Annotated in this window: 25 protein-coding genes, 2 tRNA genes, 1 other RNA gene and 2 pseudogenes; 12 read left to right on the top strand and 18 right to left on the bottom strand. The window is 64.9% G+C overall.

Going from position 1 to position 25,381, the window contains the following annotated elements:
• Positions 1–102: 102 nt before the first annotated feature.
• The gene (gene xylB, locus FDW81_RS17425) at positions 103–1,521 is read left to right on the top strand and encodes a xylulokinase (RefSeq protein WP_138135466.1); all 1,419 of its coding nucleotides are present in this window, start codon (positions 103–105) and stop codon (positions 1,519–1,521) included.
• A 108-nt stretch (positions 1,522–1,629) separates the two neighbouring features.
• Here xylB and FDW81_RS17430 read toward each other — a convergent pair whose 3' ends face one another.
• From FDW81_RS17430 to FDW81_RS17440, 3 genes are read right to left on the bottom strand one after another with little or no spacing between them, the layout of a single operon-like run.
• Positions 1,630–2,469, bottom strand: a complete 840-nt coding sequence (locus tag FDW81_RS17430) for a sugar phosphate isomerase/epimerase (protein ID WP_138135467.1) — start codon at positions 2,467–2,469, stop codon at positions 1,630–1,632.
• Positions 2,466–3,680, bottom strand: a complete 1,215-nt coding sequence (locus FDW81_RS17435; RefSeq protein WP_138135468.1) for a dihydrodipicolinate synthase family protein — start codon at positions 3,678–3,680, stop codon at positions 2,466–2,468. Before FDW81_RS17435 ends, FDW81_RS17430 begins: the two co-directional genes overlap by 4 nt.
• Positions 3,680–4,849: a Gfo/Idh/MocA family protein gene (locus FDW81_RS17440; RefSeq protein WP_138135469.1), complete on the bottom strand. Its 1,170-nt coding sequence runs from the start codon at positions 4,847–4,849 to the stop codon at positions 3,680–3,682. The genes FDW81_RS17435 and FDW81_RS17440 overlap by 1 nt, the downstream gene beginning before the upstream one ends.
• A gap of 176 nt (positions 4,850–5,025) precedes the next feature.
• Between FDW81_RS17440 and FDW81_RS17445 the strand changes: the two genes are divergently transcribed.
• The 3 genes and pseudogenes from FDW81_RS17445 (at position 5,026) to FDW81_RS17455 (ending at position 7,512) form a co-directional block, all read left to right on the top strand.
• Entirely contained in the window at positions 5,026–6,108 is a 1,083-nt protein-coding gene (locus FDW81_RS17445) for a LacI family DNA-binding transcriptional regulator (RefSeq protein ID WP_138135470.1), read from the top strand.
• Positions 6,109–6,110: 2 nt separating this feature from the next.
• Complete coding sequence (locus FDW81_RS17450) at positions 6,111–6,896, top strand: alpha/beta hydrolase (RefSeq protein ID WP_138135487.1); 786 nt, start codon at positions 6,111–6,113, stop codon at positions 6,894–6,896.
• Between the two features lie 184 nt (positions 6,897–7,080).
• Positions 7,081–7,512 (top strand): annotated as a pseudogene (locus FDW81_RS17455) (DNA alkylation repair protein).
• Here FDW81_RS17455 and FDW81_RS17460 read toward each other — a convergent pair.
• Positions 7,509–7,898, bottom strand: coding sequence for a hypothetical protein (locus tag FDW81_RS17460; protein ID WP_138135471.1), 390 nt, complete (start codon positions 7,896–7,898; stop codon positions 7,509–7,511). The pseudogene FDW81_RS17455 and the gene FDW81_RS17460 sit on opposite strands and share 4 nt — an antisense overlap.
• An 81-nt stretch (positions 7,899–7,979) precedes the next feature.
• Positions 7,980–9,536 carry a polyprenol phosphomannose-dependent alpha 1,6 mannosyltransferase MptB gene (mptB, locus tag FDW81_RS17465; RefSeq protein ID WP_171027269.1) on the bottom strand — a complete coding sequence of 519 codons (1,557 nt, stop codon included), beginning with the start codon at positions 9,534–9,536 and terminating at the stop codon, positions 7,980–7,982.
• Between the two features lie 151 nt (positions 9,537–9,687).
• On the opposite strand from mptB, the gene orn reads away from it, so the two are divergent.
• From orn to def, 3 genes are all read left to right on the top strand, one after another.
• The gene (orn, locus tag FDW81_RS17470; protein WP_138135472.1) at positions 9,688–10,317 is read left to right on the top strand and encodes an oligoribonuclease; all 630 of its coding nucleotides are present in this window, start codon (positions 9,688–9,690) and stop codon (positions 10,315–10,317) included.
• 128 nt (positions 10,318–10,445) lie between these two features.
• Positions 10,446–10,518, top strand: a tRNA-His gene (locus tag FDW81_RS17475).
• Between the two features lie 143 nt (positions 10,519–10,661).
• Entirely contained in the window at positions 10,662–11,234 is a 573-nt protein-coding gene (gene def / locus FDW81_RS17480; protein WP_138135473.1) for a peptide deformylase, read from the top strand.
• 5 nt (positions 11,235–11,239) lie between these two features.
• On the opposite strand, the pseudogene FDW81_RS17485 reads toward def, so the two are convergent.
• The 5 genes and pseudogenes from FDW81_RS17485 to rnpB form a co-directional block, all read right to left on the bottom strand.
• Positions 11,240–12,037, bottom strand: a pseudogene (locus tag FDW81_RS17485) (HNH endonuclease family protein).
• Positions 12,038–12,140: 103 nt separating this feature from the next.
• On the bottom strand, positions 12,141–12,350 hold the full coding sequence (locus tag FDW81_RS17490) for a hypothetical protein (protein ID WP_138135474.1): 210 nt from the start codon (positions 12,348–12,350) through the stop codon (positions 12,141–12,143).
• Positions 12,351–12,424: 74 nt separating this feature from the next.
• The gene (locus tag FDW81_RS17495) at positions 12,425–13,903 is read right to left on the bottom strand and encodes a glyceraldehyde-3-phosphate dehydrogenase (protein WP_138135475.1); all 1,479 of its coding nucleotides are present in this window, start codon (positions 13,901–13,903) and stop codon (positions 12,425–12,427) included.
• A 227-nt stretch (positions 13,904–14,130) separates the two neighbouring features.
• Positions 14,131–14,343: a tryptophan-rich sensory protein gene (locus tag FDW81_RS17500; protein ID WP_240720399.1), complete on the bottom strand. Its 213-nt coding sequence runs from the start codon at positions 14,341–14,343 to the stop codon at positions 14,131–14,133.
• Between the two features lie 138 nt (positions 14,344–14,481).
• Positions 14,482–14,873: RNase P RNA component class A (rnpB, locus tag FDW81_RS17505), an RNA gene on the bottom strand.
• Between the two features lie 55 nt (positions 14,874–14,928).
• Here rnpB and FDW81_RS17510 point away from each other — a divergent pair.
• On the top strand, positions 14,929–15,693 hold the full coding sequence (locus tag FDW81_RS17510) for a YaaA family protein (protein WP_138135476.1): 765 nt from the start codon (positions 14,929–14,931) through the stop codon (positions 15,691–15,693).
• 76 nt (positions 15,694–15,769) lie between these two features.
• Here FDW81_RS17510 and FDW81_RS17515 read toward each other — a convergent pair whose 3' ends face one another.
• Together FDW81_RS17515 and FDW81_RS17520 are read right to left on the bottom strand one after the other, a co-directional pair.
• Entirely contained in the window at positions 15,770–16,507 is a 738-nt protein-coding gene (locus FDW81_RS17515) for a zinc ribbon domain-containing protein (protein ID WP_138135477.1), read from the bottom strand.
• Between the two features lie 86 nt (positions 16,508–16,593).
• The gene (locus tag FDW81_RS17520) at positions 16,594–17,544 is read right to left on the bottom strand and encodes a Nif3-like dinuclear metal center hexameric protein (RefSeq protein ID WP_138135478.1); all 951 of its coding nucleotides are present in this window, start codon (positions 17,542–17,544) and stop codon (positions 16,594–16,596) included.
• 102 nt (positions 17,545–17,646) lie between these two features.
• Between FDW81_RS17520 and msrA the strand changes: the two genes are divergently transcribed.
• From msrA to epsC, 3 genes are all read left to right on the top strand, one after another.
• Positions 17,647–18,171 carry a peptide-methionine (S)-S-oxide reductase MsrA gene (msrA, locus tag FDW81_RS17525; RefSeq protein ID WP_138135479.1) on the top strand — a complete coding sequence of 175 codons (525 nt, stop codon included), beginning with the start codon at positions 17,647–17,649 and terminating at the stop codon, positions 18,169–18,171.
• 64 nt (positions 18,172–18,235) lie between these two features.
• On the top strand, positions 18,236–19,171 hold the full coding sequence (gene cysK, locus FDW81_RS17530; protein WP_138135480.1) for a cysteine synthase A: 936 nt from the start codon (positions 18,236–18,238) through the stop codon (positions 19,169–19,171).
• 39 nt (positions 19,172–19,210) lie between these two features.
• Positions 19,211–19,795 (top strand): serine O-acetyltransferase EpsC, encoded by a 585-nt coding sequence (gene epsC, locus FDW81_RS17535; RefSeq protein ID WP_138135481.1) that lies wholly within the window; start codon positions 19,211–19,213, stop codon positions 19,793–19,795.
• A 106-nt stretch (positions 19,796–19,901) separates the two neighbouring features.
• Here the strand turns inward: epsC and gndA are convergent, their stop codons facing one another.
• A complete protein-coding gene (gndA, locus tag FDW81_RS17540; RefSeq protein ID WP_138135482.1) occupies positions 19,902–21,338 on the bottom strand; it encodes an NADP-dependent phosphogluconate dehydrogenase in 1,437 nt (478 codons plus the stop codon).
• Between the two features lie 201 nt (positions 21,339–21,539).
• Here gndA and FDW81_RS17545 point away from each other — a divergent pair, with 201 nt between their 5' ends.
• Positions 21,540–22,265 (top strand): FadR/GntR family transcriptional regulator, encoded by a 726-nt coding sequence (locus FDW81_RS17545; protein WP_138135483.1) that lies wholly within the window; start codon positions 21,540–21,542, stop codon positions 22,263–22,265.
• Between the two features lie 255 nt (positions 22,266–22,520).
• On the opposite strand, the gene FDW81_RS17550 is transcribed toward FDW81_RS17545, so the two are convergent.
• The 5 genes from FDW81_RS17550 to FDW81_RS17570 form a co-directional block, all read right to left on the bottom strand.
• Complete coding sequence (locus tag FDW81_RS17550; RefSeq protein ID WP_171027270.1) at positions 22,521–22,811, bottom strand: hypothetical protein; 291 nt, start codon at positions 22,809–22,811, stop codon at positions 22,521–22,523.
• A 123-nt stretch (positions 22,812–22,934) separates the two neighbouring features.
• Positions 22,935–23,010: transfer RNA gene (locus FDW81_RS17555), tRNA-Val, on the bottom strand.
• A 66-nt stretch (positions 23,011–23,076) separates the two neighbouring features.
• Positions 23,077–24,039, bottom strand: coding sequence for an NAD-dependent protein deacetylase (locus FDW81_RS17560; RefSeq protein ID WP_138135484.1), 963 nt, complete (start codon positions 24,037–24,039; stop codon positions 23,077–23,079).
• A 6-nt stretch (positions 24,040–24,045) separates the two neighbouring features.
• Complete coding sequence (locus FDW81_RS17565) at positions 24,046–24,540, bottom strand: peroxiredoxin (protein ID WP_138135485.1); 495 nt, start codon at positions 24,538–24,540, stop codon at positions 24,046–24,048.
• Positions 24,537–24,956: a DUF3052 domain-containing protein gene (locus FDW81_RS17570; RefSeq protein ID WP_138135486.1), complete on the bottom strand. Its 420-nt coding sequence runs from the start codon at positions 24,954–24,956 to the stop codon at positions 24,537–24,539. The genes FDW81_RS17565 and FDW81_RS17570 overlap by 4 nt, the downstream gene beginning before the upstream one ends.
• Between the last annotated feature and the right edge of the window lie 425 nt (positions 24,957–25,381).

Here is a 25,381-nt window from a genome sequence, read left to right on the forward strand (position 1 = left end):
AACGCCCGCTAAGCGCGCGTTTACGCCACTCGGCAGCCGCCGTCGTCGGCCCGTTCCTCAAGGTGCGGGCCGGCGACGGCTTTTCCAGAAAAGGAACTTTCAATGCCATTAGTTGCCGGAATCGACAGCTCCACCCAGTCCTGCAAGGTAGTGATACGCGACGCCGACACCGGGGCGCTGGTCCGGCAGGGCCGCGCCGCCCACCCCGAGGGCAGCGAAGTCCACCCGGACCACTGGTGGACAGCCCTGCAGGAAGCCATTGTCCAGGCAGGCGGCCTGGACGATGTGGCGGCAATATCCGTTGGCGGCCAGCAGCACGGCATGGTCTGCCTGGACAGCGATGGCCAGGTTGTCCGGCCGGCGCTCCTGTGGAACGACACCCGCAGCGCAGGCGCCGCAGCAGACTTGATCAAGACAGCAGGCGACGGCGATGCTGCCGCGGGCGCCCGCTATTGGGCCCAGGCCACCGGCACTGTCCCCGTGGCGTCCCTGACGCTGACAAAGCTGCACTGGCTGGCCGGAAACGAGCCGGAGAACGCCGCGAGGGTGGCTGCCGTCTGCCTCCCCCATGACTGGCTGACGTGGCGGCTCATGGGTTACGGTCCCGGGAGCGGCGAGGCGGGGCTGGCCGCCCTGAAGACTGACCGCTCGGACGCGTCGGGAACCGGCTACTTCTCGACGGCGTCGGGAGAGTATCTGCCGGACGTCCTGAAGTCTTCGCTGGGTCACGTTCCACTGCTTCCGGCGGTGCTTGGTCCGCTGGACTCCGCCGGGAAAACCCCCGGCGGCGCCGTCCTGGCGGCGGGGGCAGGGGACAACGCGGCGGCAGGGCTGGGAGTAGGGGCAGGACTGGGTGACGTGGTCATGTCGCTCGGCACCTCGGGAACCGTGTTCGCCGTGTCGGCCACGCCGGCCGCTGACCCCTCGGGCCTGGTTGCCGGGTTCGCTGATGCGGCCGGCCACTACCTGCCACTTGTCTGTACGCTGAACGCCACCCGGGTGTTTGATGCCACCGCAGCGCTGCTGGACGTCAGCCTCCGGGAGTTCAATGAGCTGGCCCTCGCAGCCGCCGCGGGTGCCGGCGGCCTGACCCTGGTCCCATACTTTGATGGCGAGCGCACACCCAACCTGCCCGACGCGACGGGGTCCCTGCACGGCATCACCCGTGGAAACTACACCCCGGCGAACCTGGCCAGGGCCGCCGTCGAAGGCGTGGTCTGTTCCCTTGCCGACGGCCTGGCTGCCCTGCAGCACCAGGGGGTTGATGCCCGGCGCGTCATCCTGGTGGGCGGCGGGGCGCAGTCTGCCGCGGTGCAGGAGGTGGCGCCGCAGCTGCTGGGAGTTGACGTGGTGGTGCCGGAGCCCGGCGAATATGTGGCCGACGGTGCCGCCCGCCAGGCAGCCGCGGCACTCACGGGCCAATTCCCGAACTGGACGCGGACCGCCGTCGAACTTTCCGCACGGAAGGACGACGCCGGCGTGCTGGCCAGGTACCGCCGCTGCGCCTCCCTGTACGGCTAGAGTCGCCAGGCACGTGAAAGGACCCGGACCGCAGTAGCGGTCCGGGTCCTTTCACGTGGGGCGCGGGCTCCTGCCGTGACGTAGCAGGAGCCCGCGGTCTGCATCAGGTCAGGCGTAGGGCAGGACGAGGTCCGCGTAGCGCTCCTTCACTGTGGCCAGGACGGTGTTGCCGTCCGTGTTCCAGATCTCCTGATTGAAGATTTCCACCTCGATGTCGCCGGTATAGCCGGCATCGCGCACCCAGGTGCCGATGGTGGCGAAGTCCACGACGCCGTCGCCCATGTACCCGCGCGACAGCAGCGGATCGGCGGCGATGGGCATGTTGAAGTCGCAGACCTGGTACGAGGCGATGCGGTTCTCCCGGCCGGCACGCTGGATCTGCGCTTTGAGTTCGGGGTCCCACCAGACGTGGAAGGTATCGACGGCGACACCCACCGTTGAGGCGTCAAAGGGCGCTGCGAGATCCAGGGCCTGGCCCAGGGTGGAGATCAGGGCCCGGTCCGCGGCGTACATCGGATGCAGCGGTTCCAGGACCAGGCGGACGCCGTTCTCCTGCGCAAATGGAGCCAGGTCGGCGAGCCGGTCCGCAACCCGCTGGCGTGCGGCCACCACGTCCTTCTCCCCGGGCGCGAGCCCGCCGACCACCAGGAACAGTTCCCGGGTGTCCAAGGCAGCGGCTTCCAGGATGGCTGCGCGGTTGTCCGCGAGGGCCGCTGCCTGGCCCTCTGCGTCCGGCGCAGTCAGGAAGCCGCCCCGGCACAGGGACGAAACGCGCAGTCCGGCGTCCTTGATGAGGCGCGCTGCCTTGTCCAGGCCCGCTTCCTCAACCCGGTCCCGCCAGGGGCCGATGGCGGGGATGCCGGCCTTGACGCAACCCTCCACCACCTCGGCGAGGGTCCACTTCTTGGTGGTGGCGCTGTTGATGGACAGCCGCGAGAAGTCGCTCATACACCCACCCCGTGGATGCGCAGGTAATCGGACATCCGGAAGGCAGCCAGTGCGGGGTCCTTCAGCAGGCCGGCCTGGTCTGCGAGTTCGAACGTCCTGGCCAGGTGGCACACCGAGCGTCCTGACTGCAGGCCCCCCACCATCTGGAAGCCGGGCTGCTTGCCGTTGAGCCAGGACATGAACGCAATGCCGGTCTTGTAATAGAACGTGGGGGCACTGAAGATGTGCTTGCCAAGCTCCCGGGTTGAGTCCAGGATTTCGCGGGCCTTGGCGCGGTTGCCGGCATCGTAGTTCTGCAAGGCAACCGAGGCGGCCGGGTAGATGGCGGCGAAGATGCCCAGCAGGGCGTCCGAGTGGTGGCTGCCGTCGCCGTCGATCAGCTCCGGGTAATTAAAGTCATCACCGGTGTAGAGGCGGACGCCTTCGGGAAGCGCCGCTCGGAGGGCCACCTCGTGGCTGGCGTCCAGCAGCGAAACCTTGACGCCGTCCACCTTGTCCGCGTTGTCCTTGATGAGGTCCAGGAACGTCTCCGTAGCTGTAGCCACCTCGTCCGAACCCCAGTAGCCGGCGAGGGCGGGATCGAACATCGTGCCAAGCCAGTGCAGGATGACCGGCTGGTCCACCTCCTGCAGCAGGGTGGAGTACACCTTCAGGTAGTCCTCCGGGCCGGTAGCCACCTTGGCAAGGGCGCGGGAGGCCATCAGGATGACCTTGGGCCCGGCTTCGGTGATCACCGCAATCTGCTCGCGGTAGGCCTCAAGGACGGCCTTGAGGCCGGCTTCTCCGACGGGAAGGGAGTCGATGTCCAGCTGGTCGGTTCCGGCGCCGCAGGCCACGAGGTCCCGGACGGACTTGCCGGCCGTGGCCGCGTTGCCGGACGACACCACCGCAGCGGCTTCCGCGCCGGTGCGTTTGATCAGCTGCTGGGTTGCGGCCCAGTCAAGGCCCATGCCGCGCTGGGCAGTGTCCATGGCGTCAGCGACGCCGAGGCCGTAGGACCACAGCTCATGGCGGTAGGCCATGGTGGCGTCCCAGTCCAGGCGGGCAGGTGCGCCCGGGGTGTTGTCGGCCAGCACCTCAGGAATGACGTGCGCCGCAGCGTAGGCACGCCGGGCGGTCAGCGGGGCGGTGGGGCGGGCCCATGAGGTGCCGCCGTGCAGCCGGTACTCCCGGGTGCCGCCGTCGTGCGATGGAAGGATGAGTGAGGTCATTAGAGGGTGATCTCCGGGATGTCGATGGTGCGGCGTTCGTCGTTGGACTGCAGCCCCAGCTCGGCAAGCTGGACGCCGCGGGCGGCGGACAGCAGGCCGAAGCGGTGCTCCCTGCCGGCAACGACGTCTCGCAGGAACTCTTCCCACTGCAGCTTGAAGCCGTTGTCCAGGTCGGCGTTCGCTGGGACTTCCTGCCACTGGTCGCGGAAGGACTCGGTGACGGGCAGGTCCGGGTTCCAGACGGGCTTGGGGGTGTGGGCGCGCTGCTGTGCGACGCACTTGTTCAGGCCGGCAACAGCTGAGCCGTGGGTGCCGTCCACCTGGAACTCCACCAGCTCGTCGCGGTACACGCGCACTGCCCAGGAGGAGTTGATCTGGCCGATAACTTCGTCGCCACCAGGGGTTTCCAGTTCGAAAATGCCGTAGGAGGCGTCGTCGGCGGTGGCCTTGTACTCCTTGCCGGCCTCATCCCAGCGGGTGGGGATATGGGTGGCGGTCTTGGCGTTGACGCTCTTGACCTTGCCGATGATGCCTTCCAGGACGTAGTTCCAGTGGCAGAACATGTCCGTGGTCATTCCACCGCCGTCTTCCTTGCGGTAGTTCCAGGACGGACGCTGGGCCGCCTGAATGTCGCCTTCGAAGACCCAGTAGCCGAACTCGCCACGGATCGAAAGGATGCGGCCGAAGAAGCCCTCGTCCACCAGGCGGCGGAGCTTGACCAGGCCCGGGAGGTACAGCTTGTCATGCACAACGCCAGCGGTGACACCGGCTACCTTGCCGATGCGGGCCAGCTCGATGGCTTCCTCGAGGGTTTCGGCCGTGGGCTTCTCTGTGAAGATGTGCTTGCCTGCAAGCATTGCCTTCTTCAGGGTGGCAGCACGCAGGCTGGTCATGGAGGCGTCGAAGATGACGTCCACGGTGGGGTCGTTGATGACCGAATCAAGGTCCGTGGTCCATTCAGCAACCTTGTGCTTTTCGGCGAGCTCACGGATTTTGGCCTCGTTGCGGCCCACGAGGATGGGTTCGACCTGGACGCGGGTGCCGTCCTCCAAGGTGAAGCCGCCGGCCTCGCGGATGGGGAGGATGGAGCGCAGCAGGTGCTGCCGGTAGCCCATCCGTCCGGTAATGCCATTCATGGCTATGCGGATCGTCTTAGTTTCGAAGCCCATGTTTCCTCCACGGTGAGTGAGCGGTTGTACTGAAAGCTGGATCTGGAAAGCGCATTCCCACTGCCTTCAATGATGCACGGCCCGATCTTCGTTTGGCAAGCGCTTTCCGGAAGAACTTGAAACTGTCATAATGTTTGTTACCGCTATTGGCCCTAGAACCTTGACCAGGAGATGCTGTGGCTGCAAGTACGCTTACCGAGGTGGCCCGGCTCGCCGGCGTCTCCCCAGCCACCGCATCACGTGTTTTAAACGGCTCGGCCCGCAAACCCGGCAAGGACATTGCGGACCGCGTGCGTCAGGCAGCAGACTCCCTGGGCTATATTCCCAATGCCCAGGCCCAGGGGCTGGCAAAGTCCAGCTCCGGACTCATTGGCCTGATCGTCCACGACATCGCGGACCCATATTTTGCCGCCATTGCCCGCGGAGTCCAGGATGCAGCGCGGGAGCAGCGCAGGATGGTGCTGCTGGCCACCACGGGCGGCGCGCCGGCAGAAGAACGCGAAGCCGTGGCCGCCTTCGCCGCCCGCCGGGCCGATTCCATTGTGATTGCGGGTTCACGCTCCTCCAGGCCCGAAGACGTGGACGATAACGCCGAACTGGCGGCCGAGCTTGACCGGTACTGCCGCAACGGCGGACGGGTAGCGGTGGTGGGACATCCGGTGGTGGGTGCAACCGCCTCGGAGGGATACCACGTGGTTGCCGTACCCAACCAGGAGCTTGCCGGCGCCTTGGCAGCCAGGCTCGCTGAAAATTGGGACGGTGACTTCGTCATCGTCGGCGGCCCCGAAGGCCTCCTCACCTCTGACGACCGGATCCGGGGCTTCCAGGAAGGCCTGGCTCACGCCGGCCATGCACCTGCCGAAGTCCTGCGGACATCCTTCAACCGCTCCGGCGGCTACGAGGCGGGCCTGGAGCTGGCCGCCAGGATCAAGGCCGGCCAGGCAGAGGATGGCGGAGGCTCCGGCCGGAAGCTCTGCATTTTTGCCGTCAATGACGTCATGGCCATAGGGGCCTCGGCAGCCCTGCGCGCCGAAGGGCTCCGCATACCAAGGGATGCAACAATCGCCGGCTTCGACGACATCGAGACGCTGCGGGACTTCCGCCCCGCTCTCTCCACGGTCCGCCTGCCCTTGGAGGACATCGGACGGCTGGCCACCCGTGCCACTGCTCCCGGGGCCGGAAACTCAGAGGGCCAGGAGGACACTGTTCCTCCTGTCAGGGGTGAGGTCACGCTGCGGCGCAGCACCGGGGAGGCATGAGCATGCTGTCCGCACTCACCACAGTTCCTGCCCACGCCGGTCCTGGACGCAGTGGTGCAGGGAACCTGGAGGGGCGCCAAAGGCCCGCCGTACTGGTCCTTCCCGGCGGCGGCTACGCACGCCAGGCCGACCACGAAGCTGAGCCGGTGGCCGAGTGGCTGGCCTCACTGGGCATCCACGCATTCGTCCTGCGGTACCGCGTGGCGCCCGAGAGGCATCCCGCGCCCCTGGAGGACGCCAAGGAGGCGATGCTGCACATCCGTAACGGGTCATCAGGGCTGCAGGTTGACCCTGGCCGCGTTGGTGTTCTCGGTTTTTCCGCCGGCGGCCACCTTGCCGCCACGCTGTCCACTGCCGCCGCCACCGGCAGCCCGCACCTCGACGTCCCGGAGGCTGTACCTGACCTGACCGTGCTCTGCTACCCCGTAGTGTCCTGTATCGATTCCGTCCACCAAGGGTCCGTGGACAACCTCCTCGGTGAGGCACCGCCGTCGGACGTCCTTGCCGAACTCTCCGCGGAACGCAATGTCACCGCTGCCACCCCGCCCGCCTTCCTCTGGCATACTGCCGACGACGCAGCCGTTCCTGTTAGCCACAGCCTGGGGTACGCCGGGGCACTCATGGCCGCGGGCGTAGCGGCCGAGCTGCACGTGTTTCCGCAGGGTCGCCACGGCCTGGGCCTGGCTGCGGACGAGCCCGGGCCGGACCAGTGGACGTCGCTGTGTGCCGACTGGCTGGAGCGTGCAGGCTGGACCTCTCCGGCTTCCATGCCCGGCGGCCGCAGCTAAGCCAGGGCCCGGATAGTCCAAGCCGCCGCATGTGGCTTCCCCGGTTCCGAGGTGGACTATGTCAGCGCCTGAGTTGAAAGCGTCACGCGGACGGGTCATTGGCTTAACTTCCAGCCCGACCGGTCCGGCCCCACGAACCCATGGCCGAGGCCCGCTCCCCTGCTGCCTTGGCTGGAGTTGCAGCATGGTCGACGGGGAAGTGGTGGACGCCCGGCTGATTGCCGCCATCCGTACTGGCCTCCTGCAGCATGAAGATCCGGTGCGGGGCGCCGGGGCACAGGCGTACATGAAATCAAACATGCCGTCTTTGGGCATCCGCGTGCCTGAGGTGCGGCGCATCGTCACGGCCGAAGCGGCACGGACCCCTTTCCAGTCGTCCGAACAGCTCCGCGCCACTGTCCTTGAGCTGTGACGCACGGCCTCTGCCCGCGAGGAGAATTATGCGGCCATCGATCTGACGGCGGACCCTTTGGCTACCGGAGACATGGGCATGCTGCCCGTCTATGAGGAAATCATCCGGACCGGCTCCTGGTGGGATTTCGTGGATGCCGTAGCGGGGCGCCTGTATGGGCTGCTGCAGGCTAACCGCGCGGAGATGTCCGAACGTTTCGCTTAGGTCCGCATGTGTAACGCCTCAAGCCCGGTGCAGGCCCTGGCGCCGGCCAAGGCCAGCACCAGTCCGCCGAAGGCCAGCACCATGAGCACATACACGGGTTTGTCAGGCGGAGTTTCCCACAGCGCATGGAGGAAGAGCGTGCCCGGGACGAGACCCAGGTAGCCGGCCATCCCGGCGCCAAGCGCCCAGGGCCAGATCCGGGCCACAGTACGCACACCGGCCCAGGTTTCCGGGAAGGCACCACCGGACCGGCACCAAAGCCCCCAGCCCGAGGATGACGCCCAGCAACGCCGGGCCGAAACCGCCGCCGCAAACGCCTCATGGTCCGGCCCGGAACGGATGACCAGGCCGGCCAGCGGCGTCGGGCTTTGCCCGAAGGGCTCCATATCGGACCTCCTTCAGCCTTGACTCACTGGGACTAGGGGGCACGCAGCGGCGGCAGCAAAGTCCAAAGCACCGGGGAAGGGCTAGATGATGGGGCGTTCGACGACGGGCTCATGGGTCTTGCGGAACAGCGTGCGGGTGCGTGGGTCCCAAAAGACGAGGTACAGGCCGAACAGCAGGCCCGTCACCGCCGCCGCAACCCGGGCGAGTGCGAGTGCAAAACCGAGGTCCTCGGTCTGCAGGTACGGGAACACTTCCAGCTGGTCGGAGATGGCGTAGATCATGAAGAAGGAAACAACGAAGTAGAGCGCCTTGACCTGCCAGTCATTGCGGATGCCGGTGACGGCGAACAGAGGTATGAGCCAGACGACATACCAGGACTGGATGATGGGGGCCAGCAGGACCACTGCCGCGAGGGCAAGCGTGAGGCGGCGCATGATCCGCTGATAGTCACCCCGGAAGATCTGCCAGACGACGATGCCGACGGCGAGCAGCTTCCCGGCGTCGAACACGATGTCCGCGAACGCAGCCCCATCCAAATCGAACGAGTTGCCCAGTGAGGCGACCACCATGCCAATCAGCCCCACTGGCGCGTACCAGATGGAGATGCTTCCGGGTGCGGAGAGCCCGTTGATCCAGCCGAAGCCAAAGCCGTTGACGAGGCTCATCAGGACCAGGATGCCAAGGCTCAAAGCAGCGGTCAGCCCCCAGAATATGAACCTGCGCAGCCAGCCGGCGTCCTTGCCTGCCCAGAGCAGCCCGATGAACGGCAGGAAGACGATGGTGATGGGCTTCACCGCGATGGAAAGAGTTACCAGCACGATGCCACGGACAACCCGGCGCGTTGCGGAGTAGTATAGGCCCGCCAGCGCCAGTCCGATCATCAGGGCGTCATTGTGGACGCTGGCGATGAAGTTGGTCAGGAACAGTGGGTTCGCGGCCGTAAGCCACAGCGCCCGGTGGGGGTTGATGCCGTGGAGTTCGGCGAGCTTTGGCACATAGATGATGCACAGGGCCACTCCCGCCAGCGCCACAACCCGGAACAGCATCACGCTTGCCTCCGGGTGGACGTTGGTTGACCACACTACAAACTGTTCAATCCACAGGAACAGCTGGCCGTAGGGAACGGGGGCCTCGGTCCACATCTTGTCCGCGCCCAGCTGGAAATAGTTGGACAGCGCCGAAATACCGTTCTCATAGGGGTTGAAGCCCTCCACCATCAGCCGGCCCTGCCCGATGTACGCATAAACGTCGCGGCTGAACAGAGGAACGCTGAACATCATGGGCAGGCCCCAGGCGATCACTGCCATCAGTGTGGCCCTGCTCGCTTCCGGGCCCCAGACCCGCACCCGCTGCCCCAGCCTTAGCCAGGCCCGGACCAGCAGCATGCCGCCCACGGCCAGCAGGACGATGGAGAGGGCAACGCCGGCAGCTTCAGCCCGCATCCAGATAAAGAGCGGCATCCGCCGCAGTTCCGAGACCGGGGCCAGCCAGCCAACCCCGAGGGACCCGATGAGCATGAACATCGATCCCGCGAATCCGGCCAGGAGCGGCGATCGGGGATTGTCCACCTCGGCAGCGCCCGCTCCGGCGGTGGCGGCAGGCGCCATCTCCCCCGTCGCTGGCACAGACGCCGTCATGTCAGGATGGTCCAATCTGTCTTGTTTGCGGTTTCGCCCGGTGGTTGGCCGCTGCCCGGAGCGCGTCCAAACGGAGCGCGGCATGACCCGCCGCGTCTTCGAAATCCTAGCATCGGCAGGCTGCCTGGGGGTGTAACGGTAGTCTGGTCCGGTGCCTATATCTAACGAAAGAATCGTCTGGATCGACTGCGAGATGACCGGTCTGGACATCAAAAACGACGCCCTGATCGAAGTGGCGGCCCTGGTCACCGATTCGGAACTGAACATCCTCGGAGACGGCGTCGATGTGGTCATCAAACCCGATGATGCAGCGGTGGCGCAGATGAACGATTTTGTCCGGGACATGCACACCAAGTCCGGACTCCTCAAAGAACTGCCCCACGGCAGGACGATGGCCGAGGCCGAGGCTGCTGTCATGGAGTACATCTCCGAGTGGGTGCCGGACCCGCGCAAAGCACCGCTGGGCGGAAACTCGGTGGGCACCGACAGGGTATTCCTCTCCCGGGACATGCCTGCGGTGGTTGAGCACCTGCACTACCGGGTCATCGACGTCAGCACCATCAAGGAGCTTTCGCGCCGCTGGTTCGCCCGGGCCTATTTCCAGTCACCGGCAAAGAAGGGCGGCCACCGTGCTTTGGGCGACATCAAGGACTCCATTGACGAGCTGCGTTATTACCGTGAAGCGGTCTTCGTGCCGTCACCTGGACCGGACAGCGTAACGGCCCAGCAGATCGCCCGCCGGATCACTTCCGCAGGGGAAGCCGGAAAGCCGGACATGTAATCTGCACCACCTTTGATGGAATTATCCGGGAAAACGGCAAAAGTGGACAAAGCACCCCTGAAGAGCAGGTAAGCTATATGAGTTGCCTTTCCAGAGGTCCGCTTCGCCGGTAAATCTGCAGGCACATGGTGGGCGTAGCTCAGTTGGCAGAGCGCCTGGTTGTGGTCCAGGAGGTCGCGGGTTCAACCCCCGTCGCTCACCCTCACGGGACGGCATGTGCAGCTGTCCAAGAAGGAGGCCGCACCGGATATCCGGTGCGGCCTCCTTCTTTTTTCGCTGCGTATTGCACCACTGCTCCCGCATCAGACGTAGCCGCACGAGACACAGCCAAAGGACCGCTGAAGATGACCGTTCTGCCGATTACCATCTGGGGAGAACCCGTACTCCACCGCAGGGCCTCCGAGGTGGAAGTCTTCGACGACGAACTGCGCACCTTGATAGCGGACATGCTCGAGACGAACGATGCCGCGAACGGCGTGGGCCTCGCCGCACCGCAGATAGGGGTAGGCAAGCGCATTTTCGTGTACAAGTACGCAAACGATGACGGAGCTCCTCCCACCGGAGTGGTGGTCAACCCTGTCCTGACGCTGTCAAAAATTTCCGGCGCTGTTCCCGATCCCGATGAGGAAGAAGAAGGATGCCTGTCCTTCCCTGGGGAACAGTATCCGCTCAAGCGGGCCGAATGGGCCCGGGTGGAGGGTTTTGACGGCAACGGAAAACCCGTCAGGTTTGAGGCCACCGGCTGGTTCGCGAGGGTGATCCAGCATGAGTACGACCATCTGGACGGCAAGCTGTACGTCAACAGGCTGATGGACCGCTACGCCCGCAAGGCCATGAAGCAGGCAAAGAAGAACGGCTGGGGCATTCCCGGCCTGACCTGGATGCCGGGCGTGGACCCCGACCCCTTCGGACACTAGGGCCATCAGTTTGCCCTGACAGTCTCCTGTTCCGGGCAGGATGCCAGCACCCGCTTCATGGCGTCCTTCTCAGCCTCCGTTACCCAGAGACCGTAGGCCGCCTTGACGGAGATCTGCCGCGCCACATAGTGGCACCGGAATGATTTGTTCTTCGGAAGCCAGGTGGCGGCGTCGCCCGCGCTTTTCTGCTGATTGGCCGGGCCGTCGGCGGCGATGAGATTCAGCGGGTCGTTGGCCAGGCTCTGGCGCTGCATTGGGCTTAGTCCCTGGGCGCCCTTCTGCCACGCATCACCCAACGCCACCACGTGGTCAATCTGCACCGCACGGCTGCTTTCCGGACCGCGGCGGAAGTTCACCAACTGTGAGGTGTAAGGCTCGTGGAAGCGTCCTTAGGCCACCCGGCAGGTGGAACCTTCCATGAACACCACCTCTGCCAGGTCCCTGCGCAGGATGTCGTTGCGGGTGTCGCAGCCGTTCCTGTCGACGTCCAGCCAGGCCTGGCCAAAAGATTCCCGCTGGTAGTCATCCTTGGCGGCCCGTCCCTTGACGCTGATGCCCTCCAGTGCGGCGAGGGCAGAACCGCGGGGCACCTGGTTTACCGGCACCACGGGCTTCATCCATGCCGGATCGAAGACCGGTGCCTCTTTCGGGCCTGCAACGGCAGGCGCCCCCGCCTGGAACTGGCCGGCCGTGAAGAACCAGGCGAGGCCTGCCACCACCGACAGGGCAGCCAGCATCAGGATGCCCCACGCCTGCCGCGAGCGGCGCCGCGCCTGGCGATAGGCGGACCAGCTCACGGTCATGGGGCAGGCACTCCGCTGGTGTCATCATGCACCAGAAGAGCCTAAAGCACCCGCCGGACCTTCCTGCTGATATCCACAGTGTGGAGTACGGGTGAAGGCGCTGTTATTGCTCGCGCATCACCCTGCGGAGGTCTTCCTCGGCAATGGCCAGCAATCCCTCCAGTTGACGCACCCGGTCCTCTCCGACGTCGCCCGTCTTGTAGGCGGCGCGTGCGCCCTCCAGCAGCCGGACAGCCTCTTTGTGGTTGGCTTTGGCGACGTCGAGGGCGTGTTCGAGGGTGGTGTCGTGCTGGAGCGTTGAATCTTTTTCCATGTCACCAGTGTGGTCCCGTTTCCCGGCTGATTCCAGAGCGGACCAGCCGGGAAACGGGAGGCAGTGGCCGGAGCCTAGACGGCGATCGCTGCGAGGGCCGCGGCGGTTTCCTTTGCCGGGAAGGACGGCGGATTCACGCCTGCCATTTCTTCCATGACGCGGACCACCTGGCAGCTGTAACCGAATTCGTTGTCGTACCAGACGTAGAGGACGAGGTTCTTGTCCGTGGAGACGGTGGCGAGTCCGTCCACGATGCCGGCACGGCGGGAACCCACGAAGTCGGTGGAGACCACCTCGGGGGAATCGATGTAATCGATCTGCTTGCGCAGATCCGAGTGCAGGGACATCTCGCGGAGGTAGTTGTTGACCTCGTCCTTGGTGGTGCCGTTTTCCAGGCTCAGGTTGAGGATGGCCAGGGAGACGTCCGGAGTGGGGACCCGGATGGAGCTGCCGGTGAGCTTGCCCAGCAGTTCGGGGAGCGCCTTGGCCACGGCCTTGGCTGCACCGGTCTCCGTGATCACCATGTTCAGGGCGGCCGAGCGGCCGCGGCGGTCGCCCTTGTGGAAGTTGTCGATCAGGTTCTGGTCGTTGGTGAAGGAGTGCACGGTCTCCACGTGGCCGTGGACAACGCCGTACTTGTCATTGATGGCCTTCAGCACCGGGGTGATGGCGTTGGTGGTGCAGGACGCCGCGGACACGATCTGGTCCGTGTCCTCGATGGTGCGGTGGTTGATGCCGTGGACGATGTTCTTCAGCTCACCCTTGCCCGGCGCGGTCAGCAATACGCGGGCAACGCCCTTGCTTCGCAGGTGCTGGGACAGGCCTTCGGCATCGCGCCAGCGCCCGGTGTTGTCCACCACCAGTGCATTGTTGATGCCGTAAGCGGTGTAGTCGATGGTGGCCGGGTTGTCCGAGTAGATGACCTGGATCTGTACGCCGTTGGCCGTGATGGTGTTGGCTTCCTCGTCGATCCGGATGGTGCCTTCAAAGGAGCCGTGGACCGAGTCCCGGCGCAGCAGGCTGGCACGCTTGGACAGGTCGTTGTCCGCTCCCTTGCGGACCACGATGGCGCGCAGCCGCAGGCCGTGTCCGCCGCCGGCCTTTTCGATCAGCAGGCGGGCCAGGAGCCGGCCGATCCGGCCGAAGCCGTACAGCACCACGTCGGTGCTGGTGCGGTCATCGCCGCCGCGCTTGCCCACAATCTCGGCGAGCTCGGCACGGAGGAACTCCTCGAGGGTGGCGCCGTTGCCCTCTTCCTTGAACTTCTGGTTGAGCCGGGCGATGTCGATCGCAGCCGCCCCGAGCTCGAGCTCCGCCAGCGTGTTGAGCAGCGGTGCAGTCTCCTCCAGAAGCAGCTCGTCCTTGCTCATCCGGCGGGCAAAGCGGTGTGCCTTGAGGATGTTCATGGTGGACTTGTTGATAAGGCTCCGGCCATGGATGCTGGTCACCACGTTGTTTTCGCGGTACAGCCGGCCGATCACCGGAATCATGGCCTCGGCGAGGGCCTCGCGGCCCATCCACGTATCAAGACAAGAATCTGACGTCTGGCTCACAGAAATACCTTCCTCGGTTCAGCCGCGTACGTCCTCGTACACGGATGTCGGCCTCCACATGTTGTGCAGGGGCACCCGCGCCTGCAGGGGTCGGCCCCCAGGCACCTGGATCGCATGCAAAGAAAAACCGCCGGCTGCGAACGCAACTCCGGCGGAAGAACTCCTGCGTCCTGTTCCATTCTAGGTTGGGTGGCCGTCCCGGACCGGCCTGAATTGCGTGAAATCACTCACAGGAAGAAGCCGTTGCACCGCAGGCCCTGGTTGTGGATGGCCGAGTAGAGGTTGAGGCTGGATGAAAACACGATCCAGGAGAAGTACGGCAGCATCAGCAAGCCGGCAGCGGGGCTCACCGGCCCAAAGCGGACAATGAGGAAGGCAAGGGAGACAGCCAGTCCGGCGATCACCAGGAAGGCTGCCCAGAGGGCAGCGGTGCCGAACACCGGAAACAGCCAGCGCAACGGCCTGGCGGGCAGGGCCGGCAAGCTGGCGGCCGGCCGCTCCGGAGCCGGATGTCGGGTCAGTATTTGCGGGCACGGTTCACCATCCCCAACACAGGGTTCCAAGGTCAAACTGTCGGTTGGATGGGACAGCCGATACGCCGGGTTCTGTTCTACCCTGCCGTTGCCGGCATGGGAGCGGCGGCCATCCATCTACGAGTGCCGTTGCCGGCACCCTCCAGCGGCCTACCCGGGCACTCGGGCGGGCAGCCCTCAAACGTGCCCTGTCTGGCCTTGCTCCGGGTGGGGTTTACCTAGCCTTCCCGGTCACCCGGGAAGCTGGTGGTCTCTTACACCACCGTTTCACCCTTACCTGTTTCGTGCCGCTTTCAAACCGGCGCGACCCAGGCGGTCTGTTTTCTGTGGCACTGGCCTGCGGGTTACCCCGAGTGGGCGTTACCCACCACCCTGCCCTGCGGAGCCCGGACGTTCCTCGAGCCACTTGCGTGACGCGCGGCCGCCTGGCTGTCCCATCCGCATCCAGTCTACCGGGGCGGGGGCTGCTCCTGGCGCCGGTAGGATCGGACGGTGCTGATTCTGCTTCCCCCCTCCGAAGGCAAGACGCCCGCGGCGGGCGGTCCCGCCGTCGACTGGCCCCTGCTGAGCTTTCCCGACCTGAACACCTGCCGGGCCAAGGTCCTGGATGCGCTGGGGACGGTGAGCGGACACGAGGATGCCCTCGCCCTCCTGGGCGTGGGGGCCTCACTGAAGGACGACGTAGAACGCAACACCCGGCTGCATGCTGAACCGGCAGCACCGGCCCACCGGATCTACTCGGGAGTGCTGTACGACGCCCTGGGCTACAGCACACTTACCGCCGCCCAACGGCGAAAGGCGGATGAATCCGTGCTGGTGGTCTCCGCCCTGTGGGGCGCTATCCGCCTTGGCGACAGGGTGCCCGCCTACCGGCTGTCCATAGGCACTGCACTGCCCGACGTCGGCCGCCTCGCCGCGTTCTGGAAGCCCTACTTGACCAGCGTCCTGGCCCCGGCTGTTGACGGGCACCTGTTGGTGGACTGCCGTTCCAGCACCTATGCGGCAGCGTGGTCTCCCCCGCCGGCCCAGACGGTGGCAGTCAACGTGGTCACCGAGGTGAACGGCGTGCGGAAGGTGGTGAGCCACTTCGCCAAGCACACCCGCGGCGAACTGGCACGGCACCTGCTGACCCGGCGCGGGAAGGCGCCCGCTACGCCGTCGGACCTGCTCAGGGCCGCCGGCGAAGTCTGGGCTGCAGAACTCGTGGAAGGCTCAGTCCGGAAGCCGCATGCGCTGAACATCATCCTGCCCGGCTGAATCCTGCCCGGCTGAATCCTGCCCGGCTGATTCCTGCCGGACCGATGGCCTGCCGGACCGATGGCCTGCCGTCGGATCAGGCCCACTCTTCGGAACGGACCAGGATGGCGCCGGAGTCGGGGCAGAAGACGATGTCGTCCGCCGCGGCAGCCTTGATCTCGGCGAGGTCCCCGGCGCTCAGTTTCATCCCGGAGGCCTCGGACGTGCCGTGGAACAGCCGGGCAGCGCCCACTCCGCGCCTGGCGAGCGTCTTTTCGTAGACGGCCAGCATGCCGGTGTCGAGCGCGGCGGCGAAGGCGGAACGCCGGGCTCGGACTTCAGCGGCTTCCGCCTCCACCTCGGCCAGGGCGGCATCCAGCTCGGCCCGGATGGTGCCGAAGGACGCCTGGATGTCGTCCACGATCCCCTGCTGTTGTGCCTGCCTGGCCCGGAGCGAATCCAGCCGCTCCATGATCTCCAGCTCCACGTCCTCCAGGTCCGAGCGCCGTTTGGTGAGCGAGGCGATGTCCTTCTGCAGGGCCACCAGGTCTTTGGACAGTCCGGTGCCGCTGTTCAGCCGGGCCTCGTCGCGCTCGATCCGGGAGGCCACCTGCTCCACGTCCGCCTCTGCACGCTTCAGCTCGGCCTCGGCATCGTGGACCGCCATCTTCGCAGCGCCCAGTTCTCCGCCGGCCACCGACAGGGCGGCTTCGAGATCCTTGATGCGGGGGTCGGTTTCCAGCAAGCGGCGGCGGTTGGCGAGCGACTTCAGTTTGGCATCCAGCCCCTGCAGCTCGAGTAGCTTCAACTGTTCCGCCGGTGCTGCCTTCGCCACTGTTACCTCCGCTTGCTCCCTACCGGCCGGGGCCGGGCACCGAACCGGCGCTTCCTAGACTCTAGCGCGCTCTTCGCGCGCCGGGCCTAGCCGGGAGTGAGGATGAAGTCCCAGGGATCGCTGTTGGTGGTGCTGACCCGGACTTCCACGTCATGTCCCTGGTCGCCCAGGACATTGCCCAGCGCTGCCGCAGCTGCCGGCAGCCACAGCCACTCGCTGGCGAAGTGTGAGACGTCCACCAGGTACGGCCGGCCATTCAGCGCAGCTTCCCTGGCCTCCGACGCCGGATGGTGGCGCAGGTCTGCGGTGACGTAGACGTCGGCGTTGCTGGCGCGCACCTCGTCGAACAGCGAGTCCCCGGCACCACCGCACACGGCAACCCTCCGCACCAGGCCATTCCTGTCCCCGGAGACTCGCACTCCCCCGGCCACGGCGGGCAGGATTTCAAACACGCGGCCGGCAAAGTCCCCCAGGCTCACGGCCTCTGCCAGGTCCCCCACCCGTCCGATGCCCTCTTCCGGGAGCCCGTTCGCTGCCACGATCAGCGGGGCGACATCCTTGAGCCCCAGTGCGTCAGCGAGTACGTCTGAAACGCCTCCGACGGCGGAATCACCGTTGGTGTGCACCGTCAGCAACGCTGTGCCCGACTCGATGAGCCGGTGTACTGCACGGCCTTTGGGCGTCGTGGCGGCTACCGTGGTGACACCCTTCAGCAGCAGCGGATGGTGGGTGATCAGGAGCCCGGCTCCCCATTCGACTGCCTCTTCGATGACTTGGAGGGTCGGGTCGACGGCGAACATCACCTTGGCGACGGGTGCGGAGGGGTGGCCCGCCACCAGTCCCACTTCGTCCCAGCTCTCGGCCAGGGACTCAGGCCACAGTTCCTCGACAGCCAGGAGAACGTCGGCCAGGGTGGGCACATCGACGGGCTTAGCCGCACCAGCTTCTTCCGAAGGGGCGCCGCCGTGGCTCGTGCCGTCGTCGTTCGTTCCGCCGGTATTCCCAGGGCCGGTAACGTCAGTGTCCACAGGTTCCATAGTCTTAGTTTTACCCCATCCCACCGTCCAGCCCCACGCCCTGCGGCCAGTGCCCGGAGGCCGGCAGGGAATCATCCGGGGCCGCGAACCATTGAAGAGGTCATGAGAACTTTTGTTTTGGGCGGAGGCTGCTTCTGGTGCCTCGACGCCGTCTACCAGAAGACCAAGGGCGTCACCTCGGTGATATCCGGCTACACGGGAGGCCACGAGCCTGAGCCGGACTACTACTCCGTATGCAGCGGCACCACCGGACATGCCGAAGTCGTAGCCGTGACCTTTGACGAGGACATCATCCCGGAGGACGTCATCCTGGACATGTTCTTCGCCCTGCACGACCCCACTACGCTGAACCGCCAGGGCTACGACGTCGGCACTCAGTACAGGTCCGCAATGTTCTATGAGACGACCGAAGAGAAGATCCTGTTCGAGGAAGCCATCGAACGGAACCAGGCGTTGTGGACGAACCCCATCGTCACTGAAGTGGTCCGCCTCCCCCGGTTCCACGTTGCTGAGGAATTCCACCAGAACTACTACGCCAAGCATCCGGAGCAGGGGTACTGCCAGGTGATCATCAACCCCAAACTCGCCAAGGCCAGGAAATATTACTCTGCATGGCTTAACGCTTAGCCACGGTTACACGGCCTCGTTAGGCTGACCTCAGTATTCACCCTTCAGAGATAGGCGTATGTACATGGCACGGATCTATGACGATGTGACCCAGCTGGTCGGCGGAACCCCGCTGGTCAAGCTCAACCGGCTCAGCGAGGGCCTGGATGCCACCGTCGCCGTCAAGCTTGAGTTCTACAACCCGGCCAACAGCGTCAAGGACCGTATTGGCGTGGCGATCGTCGACGCCGCCGAGAAGTCCGGTGCCCTGAAGCCGGGCGGAACCATTGTGGAGGGCACCTCCGGGAACACCGGCATCGCCCTGGCCATGGTGGGCGCTGCCCGCGGTTACAAAGTCATCCTCACCATGCCGGAGACCATGTCCACTGAACGCCGCGTCATGCTGCGTGCCTTCGGTGCCGAGATTGTTCTCACGCCGGGGTCCGAGGGCATGCGCGGTGCGGTGGAGAAGGCCCAGGAAATCGTGGCCAACACGGAGAACTCCATCTGGGCACAGCAGTTCGCCAACGCAGCAAACCCCGAAATCCACCGCAACACCACGGCGGAGGAAATCTGGGCCGACACTGAGGGTGCCGTTGACATCTTCGTGGCAGGCGTCGGCACCGGCGGAACCGTCACCGGCGTCGGGCAGGTCCTGAAGGAGCGCAAGCCCGGCGTCCAGATCGTCGCAATCGAACCCAAGGACTCCGCCATCCTCAACGGCGGAGCGCCCGGACCCCACAAGATCCAGGGCATTGGGGCCAACTTCGTCCCCGAGATCCTGGACACCAACATCTACGACGAGGTCCTGGACGCCACCCTTGAGGATTCCGTGCGCGTAGCCCGCGACCTCGGTGTCAAGGAAGGCATCCTGGGCGGCATCTCCTCCGGTGCGATCGTCTGGGGCGCCCTGGAACTGGCGAAGCGTCCGGAGAACGCAGGCAAGCTGATTGTCGCCGTGGTCTGCGACTTCGGTGAGCGTTACATTTCCACCGTGCTCTACGACGACATCCGCGGCTGATCAGAACGCCGTTCGCCCGTTTCCTGTAGAAAGAACTTTGTGGGCTTTTTCGCAAGACTAAAAGAAGATCTCGATGCCGCCCGGTCACACGACCCGGCGGCTCGAGGTTCTTTCGAAAACTTTTTCGCTTACTCCGGCCTGCACGCCATTTGGATCCACCGGCTCACGCACCGGCTGTGGCAGAACCCGGCCCTGCGCTTTCCGGCCCGGCTGCTCTCGCAGTTCGGCAGGTTTGTGACCGGCATCGAGATCCATCCGGGCGCAACGATTGGCCGCCGGTTCTTTATTGACCACGGCATGGGCGTGGTGATTGGGGAAACCGCAGAAATCGGTGAGGACGTCATGATGTATCACGGCGTAACCCTCGGGGGACGGTCGCTCGCCCGGATCAAACGCCACCCCACTATCGGCGACCGGGTCACCATCGGTGCCGGTGCCAAGATCCTGGGCCCGATCACCATTGGCCACGACAGTGCCGTGGGCGCCAACGCGGTGGTGGTGAAGGACGCGCCGCCGGAATCGATCGTCACGGGCGTTCCTGCCAAGTGGCGCCACCGGGACGCGCAGCGGGAGACCAAGCCCGCCGTGGACCCGGCTGAGTACGAGATCGAATACCATCTCTGACGCCGGGGCCATGGCTCCAAACCGGTACATCAAGCACTGAACGAAAAAGGCGGGCAGTCCCCGGTTATCCGGGAACGGCCCGCCTTCTCGCGTCTTTGCAGCAGGATCAGTGCGTGTCTACCGCTTCAATTTCGGACTTGTCCTCGCCCCAGAGGGTGTGGAACGTACCTTCGGCGTCGACGCGGCCGTAGGTGTGGGCGCCGAACAGGTCGCGCTGGCCCTGGATCAGGGCGGCCGCAACGCGCTTGCGGCGCAGGCCATCGTAGTAGGCCAGCGAAGAGGAGAACACCGGAACCGGGATACCCAGCTGGACGGCAGTGGCAACCACGCGGCGCCATGCGGGCAGGGCGTCGGCGATGGCTTTGGTGAAGGCCGGGGCGAACAGGAGGTTTGCCGGCTTCTCGTCGGCGGCGTAGGCCTTGGTGATGTCCTTCAGGAGTTCGGCGCGGATGATGCAGCCGGCACGCCAGAGCGAGGCGATTTCGTCCAGCTTGAGGTCCCAGCCGTATTCCTTGGCGGCGGACGTAAGCATGTCCAGGCCTTGGGCGTAGGAAACGAGCTTGGAGGCATACAGCGCCTGCCGGACATCCTCGACGAAGGTCTCCGGGATCTCGACGGCGGCCTCGTTGCCCTCCAGCAGCTCCTGGCCGAGTTTGCGCTGGTCTGCCTGCGAGGACAGGGCCCGGGCGAACACGGATTCGGCGATGCCGGACACCGGCGAGCCGAGCTCCAGCGCGGAAATGACCGTCCAGCGGCCGGTGCCCTTCTGGCCCGCGGCATCCACGACGACGTCGACGAACGGCTTGCCGGTCTTGGCGTCGACATGCCCCAGGACCTCAGCGGAGATCTCGATCAGGAAGGAGGACAGCTCGCCCTTGTTCCACTCCGAGAAAATTTTTGCCTGCTCGGCGGGCTCGATGCCCGCTCCGGAGCGCAGCAGGTCAAAGGCTTCGCCGATCACCTGCATGTCCGCATATTCGATGCCGTTGTGGACCATCTTGACGAAGTGTCCGGCACCGTCGGTCCCAACCCAGGCGCAGCAGGGCTCGCCGTCCACCTTGGCGGAAATCTTCTCCAGCAACGGACCGAGAGCCTTGTAGGACTCCATGGAACCGCCCGGCATGATGGAAGGACCGTTCAGGGCGCCTTCTTCACCACCGGATACGCCGACGCCCACGAAGTGCAGGTCCTTCTTCGCCAGCGCGGCTTCCCGGCGGCGGGTGTCCTCGTAGTGCGAGTTGCCGGCGTCGATGATGATGTCGCCCGGCTCCAGAAGCGGCTCAAGCTGTTCGATGACGGAGTCCACCGGCTTCCCGGCTTTGACCATGATCAGCACTCGGCGCGGCTTCTCCAGGGAGTCGACCAGTTCCTGCAGCGTTTCGGTCCGGACAAAGTCACCCTCTGAGCCGTACCGCTCCAGCAGCGCGTCCGTCTTTTCAACTGACCGGTTATGGAGGGCAACCGTGAAGCCGTTCCTTGCCAGGTTGCGGGCCAGGTTGGCGCCCATCACCGCAAGGCCGGTGACACCGATGTGTGCAGACATCAAAACTCCAATTCGTTACTGTGCGATGGATGTGCAGCGGCTTCCCATTGCGGGAAGCACACTCGCAGACCAAGGGTCTGAATAAAGCATATATATTCGGGAAGTCACAGGAAAGTAACGCCCACGTTGTGGAACCTAATGTGTCGCCGGCAAGGCTGAGCGCTGCCTCCTTGCACTGCTGTTGACACTAGGCTTAGCTGCATGACCAGCAGCCTGCACCACCGTGCCATTGAGAACCTCGGCACCCGCATCATCTCGGGGGAGCTTCCTGCCGGCCATATTATGCTCGCTGAGAAACTGGAAGAGGAACTGAGCGTTTCCAGGTCAGTGATCCGCGAAGCCGTGCGCGTGCTGCAGTCCCTCGGGCTGGTGGAAACCACCAAGCGGGTGGGCATCCGCGTCCTCCCCCCCAGCCGCTGGAACCCCTTTGACCCGCAGGTTATCCGGTGGCGGCTGGCAAGTGATGACCGTGGCGCACAGCTTCGCTCCCTTGCTGAACTGCGGTCAGCAGTTGAGCCGGCGGCCGCAGAGCTGGCCGCCCAGAATGCGCCCGCGCCGCTGCGGCTGGAACTGGTGGATGTCTCCCACGCCATGCGCGACGCCGGACACAAGGGGGAAGTTCCGCGCTTCCTGGAGCTGGACATCCAATTCCACTCCCTGCTGCTGTCCGGGTCGGGAAACGAAATGTTCGCCAACCTGATGGGCCAGGTGGCGGAAACCCTCACCGGGCGCACCGTTCACGGGCTGATGCCCGATCATCCCCACGAGGCCGCCCTCCAGTGGCATGTTGACGTGGCAGAAGCGATCGCCAGGGGTGACGCCTCCTCCGCCCGTGAGGCTTCGGACAAGATCATGAGGCGGACCATGTCGCAGATGTCGGACACCTGGACGGAGCAGCCCCGGGTTTTCATTCCCGTGCACCGCTGACCGCTCATGCCGGCACACTCCTGACCACTTTGCACGTCTCGTCCCCGGACTGATGGCCACGCCGCAGCCCGCCGGCGCTGGCCGGCTTGTGCTGCCGCAATGCACGTGTCACAAAAGCGGGCGCATGTTTTTGTTTCAACCAGGTTCACGATATATTCGCTGCAGGCCCTCCACCGCGGCATCCCCCAATAGTCGCGGCGGAGGGTTTTCCAATGCCCGGATGACCTGCCGGGTCAGCCGCACCTGCCGGGACCGCTAGGCAGCATCAGCAACAGCCTGCCGCAGCCGCCAGCCCCCTCCCAGCCCGTCCCTTTCCAGGAGCATGGTGGTCAGGGCAGAGCCTGTGTTCCTTCCCAGCCTCACCTGAAGCTGCAGAACTTCAACGTCCACCCGGCTGAGGCCCTTGGGCATTCTTCGATGTGTCTCCCACCAGTTGATCCGCTCAAACCATCTGACTGGTTCGGCACCCACTTCCCATTCCCTGCCATTGCTGAGCACCGCCGTCGGCCTGCCATCCCCGGCTGTCCGCACCATCACATGTTCCATTCCTGAAAGCTATGGCAGGGGGCAGACATTTGAAGCCCAAGCCGCCAGCTCTGGGAGCCAGCCGGGCCAGGAAGCAAAAAAACCCCGCAGTTTCCGCCGGCTGGCGGAAACTGCGGGGCTTACTGGTGGGTCCTACCGGGATCGAACCGATGACATCCACGGTGTAAACGTGGCGCTCTACCAGCTGAGCTAAAGACCCTGAGTCGCTGGATCAGGTAGTGCGGCGCCCTGACCAACGAACATAGACTCTACCCGATTCCGGAGACTAATTGCGAATCGGCCCGGGGAAGCCGACACCGTCCCGAGCTCCCGCCAGGGGCGGAAGCTCAGCTGCCAGCCAGGTCAGGGATTCGCTGACACCTGCTTCCAGCTTGATGGTTGCCTTGTCGTCTCCGCGCGTTGTCCCCCTGTTGATGATGACCACCGGCTTGCCGTCCCTGGCCGCGTGCCTGACGAACCGCAGTCCGCTCATCACGGTCAGCGACGATCCGGCGACCACCAGGGCAGCGGCGTCGTCAACCATACGGTAGGAGGTCTCAACCCTGTCTTTGGGCACGTTCTCGCCGAAGTACACGAAGTCAGGCTTCAGTGTTCCACCGCAGGCCGGGCACACCGCAACAACGAAGCTGCCGATCAGGGCCTGGTCTTCCACTGTGGCATCCGCATCCGGTGCCATCTCCACCAGCCCTGACTCTGCCGCGCGGCGGAGGAAATCAGGGTTCAGCTCCTCCAGCATCCCCGCCAGGAGGCGGCGGGAGTACGTCCGGCGGCAGGCCAGGCACACCACTTGGTCATACCTGCCATGGAGGTCAACGACATTAACGCTGCCGGCGTCCTGGTGCAGGCGGTCGACATTCTGCGTGATGAGGCCTGTAAGGTGGCCCCGACGCTCAAGCTCTGCCGCCGCGAAGTGCCCCTGGTTTGGATCAGCGTGGCGGAGGTGCGACCAGCCGATGTGATTCCTGGCCCAGTAACGCTGGCGGTTCTCAGCCGCCTTGACGAACTCCTGGTACGTCATGGGTGAGCGCGGGGGCGAGCCGGGTCCACGATAGTCCGGGATGCCGGAGTCGGTGCTCAGGCCGGCACCCGTGAGGAGTGCGAACCGGCCTCCGGCCAGCACGTCCCTGATCCTGACCAGCACTTCCAGCTCTTCGGAGGAGGGTGCTGCGGGAGGAACCGGGGGCATGCTGGCGAACCCTGTCAGTCCTACACCATGCCGCCCGCCCATCGTCGGTCAGGCCTTTCCCAAGCCGGCCAGCGCCTTGCGGTATTCACCGAAATCCCTGGCCTCGCCGCGCGGATTCACCACGCTGTAGCGGATCGTTCCGCCTGCGTCGATGATGAAGGTTCCACGCTGTGCCATGCCGCTCTCCGCATCGAAGACCCCATAGAGGGTGGCCACAGCCCCGTGCGGCCAGAAGTCAGCCAGCAGCTCGAAGGCGTACCCCTCCTGCCCGGCATAGGTGCGGAGGCTGAATTTACTGTCCACAGACACGGCCAGGACGGCGCTGTTCGACTCTTCGAACAGGGCCATGTTGTCCCGGATCGCACCCAATTCGCCGGTGCAGATGCCGGAGAACGCAAAAGGGAAGAACACCAGTACCACATTCCGCCCACGGAACATGGACAGCCTGACCGGCTCACCGTACTGGTTGACCAGCTCGAAGTCAGGCGCCGGCCCGCCGACCGCGGGGACAGCAACAGAGGCAGCGCCAAGCGCTGCCGTCACTTGTTCTTCCTGCTCACCAGCCGCGTTGCGCTCCAGTCCTTGGAAACGCCGGCAGAAGTAGTGACGTGCAGCCCGGCAGTGGGCGCTGCTTCCTGGATATCCGCCGGGGAAACGTACCCTTCCCGTCCGGACTTCGGCGTCAGCACCCAAACAACGCCGTTCTCGCTCAGCGTGGTGAGCGAGTCCATGAGGGAGTCCACCAAGTCGCCATCACCATCGCGCCACCACAAAATGACGGCGTCCGCTACTTCATGGTCGTCCTCATCCAGCAGCTCCGAACCGGTGAGGTCCTCAATATCGTCACGCAAGTCGAAATCGACATCGTCGTCGTAACCGAACTCCTGAATCAGATCCCCGTTCTTGAAACCCAATTTTTCCGCCACATTTACCGAAGTGGCGGCGTCGGCCTCGCTCACGTGTTCCTCCAATGCCTCATATATGCAGTGTGCATAGTGATTTCCATTACTGCCAAGCCAACACCCTTTGTGCCCGCGCTTCAAGCTGCCGCCCCCGGTGGACCGCATATTCTGCGTCACACCACGATCCGTCAACCACTGCACGGCGGCTTTTCGTCACACAAACAGTATGACGGCGAAATACAACTGAAGTCCCCAGGCTGCGGCTACGCATCGTCTTGCCGTCAGGGCTAGAGTGGCTGATGACAACTATGCCTGCAGGACAACAACCTTGAAACTCTGTGCAGACATAGGAGCGCTAGGACCCTGCCCGGCACACATGCCCGGGCTGTTGTAACCGATACGTCGCACACGGCGTATGTACGCCGGGCAGTCACCCTGCCTGGCCTGAGTGCGCCGATTCATGCGCGCAAAGAGAGGTTGGA

The sequence above is a fragment of the Pseudarthrobacter sp. NamB4 genome (assembly GCF_005796185.1).
In the GTDB taxonomy this organism is placed as follows: domain Bacteria; phylum Actinomycetota; class Actinomycetes; order Actinomycetales; family Micrococcaceae; genus Arthrobacter.